Source organism: Flavivirga aquimarina (genome assembly GCF_030540835.1).
Lineage (GTDB): Bacteria > Bacteroidota > Bacteroidia > Flavobacteriales > Flavobacteriaceae > Flavivirga > Flavivirga aquimarina.
In genome coordinates this window covers 1-5325 of record NZ_JAUOEK010000070.1, presented here as the reverse complement: position 1 = coordinate 5325, position 5325 = coordinate 1, and the positions used below count along the sequence as shown (strand labels likewise).

General features: G+C 39.6%; 3 protein-coding genes. All 3 read left to right on the top strand.

Annotated features, from left to right (window positions below):
- Nucleotides 1-251, top strand: a 251-nt coding sequence (locus Q4Q35_RS06270) for a T9SS type A sorting domain-containing protein (RefSeq protein ID WP_303277095.1), incomplete at its 5' end; no start/stop codon positions are given.
- A gap of 439 nt (nt 252-690) precedes the next feature.
- Nucleotides 691-3966, top strand: a complete 3276-nt coding sequence (locus Q4Q35_RS06265) for a SusC/RagA family TonB-linked outer membrane protein (protein ID WP_303277094.1) — start codon at nt 691-693, stop codon at nt 3964-3966.
- Between the two features lie 85 nt (nt 3967-4051).
- The coding region (locus Q4Q35_RS06260) for a RagB/SusD family nutrient uptake outer membrane protein (RefSeq protein WP_303277093.1) at nt 4052-5325 on the top strand (1274 nt) is incomplete at its 3' end.

The window sequence follows — 5325 nt, the reverse complement described above, 5'->3', positions numbered from 1 at the left end:
CAAGAAGATTAGCTGTTACTGATGATTATGCATTCCAAAAGGCACAAGTATACCCAAATCCAGTAGAGGATATGCTTTATGTTAAGCATGTTTCAGATTTAAAATTAATTAAGGTCTATAATCATTTAGGGCAACAGGTATTACAAAATAACCAGGAACGTATAGATGTGAGCGGCTTACCAAGTGGCATTTATTTTTTACAAATACATGCTGGATCAATAACAGAAACTAAAAAATTTATTAAAAAGTAAACCCACGCCTCTGGCGTGGCAGGAAAACTCTCCCGATAGCTATCGGGATTGAGAAGCCCGTAGGGGGCGGAGCGTATAAAATCTATCCAGTGGATAGATTTAGAGAACGAGCCAGCTGGCGCAAGGGTGTTAATTGAACTCATCCCGATTTAACATAGGGATCTATTAAAAACTAAAAACAATTAATCATTAAAAAAAACACATAAATTAGAATACAAGAAATAGATAATAAAACAACTTACAGAAACTACAAATAAAAAATAAAGGGAACAAAGTTTAGATCTCGCTAAAAATTAAGACTTCATTCCCTTCCTAATAAAAATCAATTAATCAAAAATCAATTAATCAACTAATGTTTTATAAAATTAAACAAATTAAATTAATTAATGGTCCTTCCTTCCCGATAACTATCGGGATAGGAAACGACATTATAAAGCTCATGATGCGCACCTTCATACTTTTATTTTGTACAACATTATTTGGCTTAACAGCAAAGGGTGGATTTTCACAAAATGACAAGATTGTGATAGATGCAGATAAGGTGATATCCGTTGATGCCGTATTTAAAATGATTAAAGCACAAACAGACTATTCTTTTGTGTATCATGAAGGTTTATTTAAAGACTTTCCCAAAGTACCACTCAAAAAAGGAACGATTCGGCTCAATAAATTACTAAGCCAAAGTTTTTCGACAAGTGCTGTCAATGTTATTTTTACGTTGAATAATACCATTCTTATAAAAGACATAAGTGATGCTGTTATATCCCAACAGCGCAGGGTTTCTGGTACGGTTACAGACCCATCAGGACTGCCATTACCAGGCGTCACTGTTTTAATAAAAGGTACCACCAGAGGTACAGCCACAGATCTTGATGGCTTTTATAGTATCAAGGTCCCAGACCCTGCCCATGTATTGGTGTTTTCAAGTTTAGGTTTTGAACCCCAAGAGGTCATTGTGGGGAGCCAAACAACCATTAACTTAAGTCTTAAAGAGCGTATTAGTTCACTGGACGCCGTAACCATTGAAGCAGGCTACTATAAAACCTCTCAAAGAGTTGCTACTGGAGGCATTGGGAGTATCGATGCCAAGGCGATTGAAAAACAACCCGTTAATAACCCTTTATCTGCCATGCAAGGGCATATTGCTGGTGTTAATATTAGTCAAAATTCTGGGCTTCCTGGTGGAAATTATCGCATTCAAATACGAGGTCGAAATTTTATAGATGAAGAGGGGGGCTATGACTTTGGTACTGCCAACAATCCTTTATATATAGTAGATGGGGTGCCTTATGACTCTGGATCATTGGAAGCAGTTCAAACAACAAGTGGGGGTGTCATTCTTGGCGGAGTTAGTCCCCTAAATACTATAAATCCAGCAGATATTAAAAGTATCGAAGTGCTTAAGGACGCAGATGCCACTGCTATTTATGGCTCGCGTGGTGCCAATGGCGTCGTCCTTATTACGACAAAAAAGGGTAGGGTTGGGAAAACACGGGTTAAACTCACTGTAAGTACTTCGTTGAGCGAAGCCTCTGGTTTTATAAATTTAATGAATACCGAACAGTATTTGGAAGTACGTAGGGAGGCCTTCGCAAATTCTGGTACGGTCACAAATAATGCCACTGATTTATATCTATGGGATCAACAGCGTTATACAGACTGGCAAGAAGTCCTTATCGGCAATACCGCTTATAGAAACAATGTACAGCTATCGTTTTCGGGCGGCAGTGAACAGACCCAATTTTTGTTAAGTAGTGGGTATCTCAGTGAGACGACCGTATTTCCAGGAGATTCAAAATATGAGAAAGCATCGCTGCTTTTTAATATGAACCACCAGTCAAAAAACGAACGTTTTAAGCTAAACTTTTCAGGAACCTATGGATCGGATACTAATAATTTACCCGGTAATGATTTAACGCGGCAGGCAAGGATATTACCACCAAACGCTCCAGCGCTTTATGACGATCAAGGCAACATAAACTATTGGGGCGATTTTGGCAGTAGTATACGTAATCCTTTAGCCTTTTTGGAAACAGATTACCGGGCCGTGACTCGTAATTTAATTGCAAATACGATGCTGTCTTATAGGCTTGCCCCAGCGCTAGAGTTAAAAACCAGTTTGGGATATACCGACTACCGTTTAGATTCGTATTGGGCACAGCCACATACACAGTATAGCCCAAATATATTTGTTGATTATACTAGTAAAAATTCTAAACTTAACACTAATACTGGCACCCGCAAATCCTGGATCATAGAGCCACAGATTAATTGGCACTATGAATGGGACGCTGCCAGTATCAAATTACTGGTAGGCGCTACGTTTCAGCAGAACAAAGAGCAGCAATTGACTTTAAGAGGCGAGGGGTTCTCTAGTAATGCCCTTATCCTTAATTTAGCTTCTGCAGATGATGTTTCAATTTTTAATGTCTCCGCTTCCGAATATAAGTATCACTCGTTCTTTGGTCGGTTTAACTTTAACTGGCAAGACAGATATATTGTAAACCTTACGGGAAGGCGTGATGGTTCCTCTCGTTTTGGGCCTGGTAAGCAGTTTGGTTATTTTGGTGCTCTTGGCGCAGCATGGTTATTTTCAGAGGAACCGATGTTAGATGAGAGCGAGGTATTAAGTTTTGGTAAACTCCGTGCCAGTTATGGCATCACGGGCAGTGATAATGTTGGGAATTATAAATTTTTGGAAACCTATGGTACAGCCTTTGGCAGTTACAATGGTTCTGGTTTAGAACCTACAGGCCTTTTTAATCCAGATTATGCCTGGGGAGAAACCAAGAAACTGGAAGCGGCATTAGAGCTTGGTTTTTTTAAGGATCATATTTTTATTTCAACGGCGTGGTACCGCAACCGTTCTTCCAATCAGCTTGTCAACGTTCCTTTACCTGCAACTGTTGGTTTTTCTGGCATCAATGCGAATTGGGATGCTCTTGTGGAAAACACGGGGTTTGAGATGGAATTACGAACGGTCAATATTAAGCGTGACCACTTTACATGGAGCACGACCTTTAATGTATCCATGAACAGAAATAAATTGGTATCCTTTCCGGGGATTGCAGGGTCTACTTTTAATGATCTTAGGATAGGTAGACCATTGGGGGTACAGGGGCTATATCATTTTATAGGTGTCGATCCAGATACAGGCATATATCAATATGAAGATTATAATAACGATGGTCTTATAGATAGAGATGACAATGATGAATTTTTTGTAGATTTTACGCCTAAATATTTTGGAGGATTGGGCAATACCATACAATATAAAGGTTTACAGTTAGATGTGTTCTTCCAGTTTAAAAAGCAAAAAGTAAAAAAGTACGAAGCTTCAGTTAATCGTCCTGCTGCCATAATAGGTAATGTTCCTGTGGCGTTTTTAGACCGCTGGCAACAGCCTGGTGACCAGGCTCCTTACCAAGGTTTTTTTACTACTGATAATAGAGCGGCCAATGAAGCAGAAGACTTATATTTTTTTAGTACTGCAGCCATTACGGATGCTTCTTTTATCCGCTTACGAAATGTATCCCTAAGCTATAGGGTTCCCAAGACGGTCACAAAGGCAAAGAATCTGGATATAAACATCTATCTGCAAGGACAAAATTTGTTCGTGATATCCCCATACAAGGGTACAGATCCAGAAGCGCTAAGCTCGAGAACATTACCGCCATTGCGGCAATTTACCTTGGGACTCAATGTGAGCTTTTAATAGTAGGGTGGAGCGTCTAAAATATCCCAAGGATATTTTAGAGAAGGAGTAATTAATATGTAGAATAACATAATAAAAAAGACAGATGAAAAATATATTTTCAAAACAGGTTCAAACGTTAAAAAATGATCTAGGAGATCATTTTGGAGCAGAGGCTCGTGGGTGTGGTAGCCATTGGAACTTGCAGACAAGCTCCATGCCTATTTTTAGAGGAGTTACTAGCAGATCTAAATTCTTGTGCAGTCTCATTTTTATGGGACTTTTAACAACAGCCTGTGATGATTTTGTAGATGTAGAGCTTCCAAACAACCAATTAACGTCCCAAGCAGTCTTTGAAGATGCAGCCACAGCAACAGCAGCCTTGAGAAGTATCTATACCAAAATGAATTTTGAAGGGGTGTTACCAAGATTGAGTCGATCATTGGGATTGTATGCAGATGAACTGGAAAACTTTAGGAGTTCAGAGAACCCATTCTATGAGCATACGTTAACAGAATTAAATGGTACAATATCTTCATGGTGGCGTAGTACTTATAATCTCATCTATGCGGCCAACGCCATTATAGAAGGTGTTGAGAACGCTACTGCTTTAAGCTTAGAAGATACAAATCAGATAAAGGGAGAGGCCCTCTTTATCCGGGCCTACCTCCACCATGTATTGGTAGACCTTTGGGGGGACATTCCCTATATCAGTACCACAGATTATATAGCAAATACAACCGTAGCACGTACGTCTGTAGATGCGGTATATAACAATATTATAAGTGACTTGTTAGAGGCGTCAACGTTATTAGGTGAAGACATTTCAGAAGCAGGAGAAGAGCGCATACGCCCATATAAAGCAGTTGCGGAAGCCTTGTTGGCAAGAGTCTATCTCTATAGTGAGAACTGGGAAGCTGCAGAAGATTCAGCAGATAATATCATTGATGGCTTCGTGCTGGAACCCGACCTAAACAAGGTGTTTCTAAAAGACGCATCCGGAACAATATGGCAATTTAAACCTATTTTAGACGGTGAGAATACTCAAGATGCCATTAGTTTTATTTTTGAAGGACGTCCAACAGATGTTGCTTTAAGCAGTTCAATCCTTGAAGCCTTTGAAACGGATGATTTACGAGCTTCTAGTTGGATTGAAAGCACAATAGTAGACGAAGATACATCGTATTACGCCTTTAAATATAAAGCGTTGAACACTACTTTTTTAGCAGATGGCGAAACGGCTAATTCTGAAGAGTACCCCGTTGTATTTCGATTGGCAGAGCAATACCTAATCAGGGCAGAAGCACGGGCAGAGCTTGGTAAAATATCGGAGGCACAGTCCGATTTAAATGTCATTAGAAATCGAGCTGGTCTTGGAAA

What these genes read in the sequence shown, in the direction of transcription:
- Q4Q35_RS06265 (WP_303277094.1), top strand. Translation starts at nt 691, where the DNA reads ATGATGCGCACCTTCATACTTTTATTTTGTACAACATTATTTGGCTTA.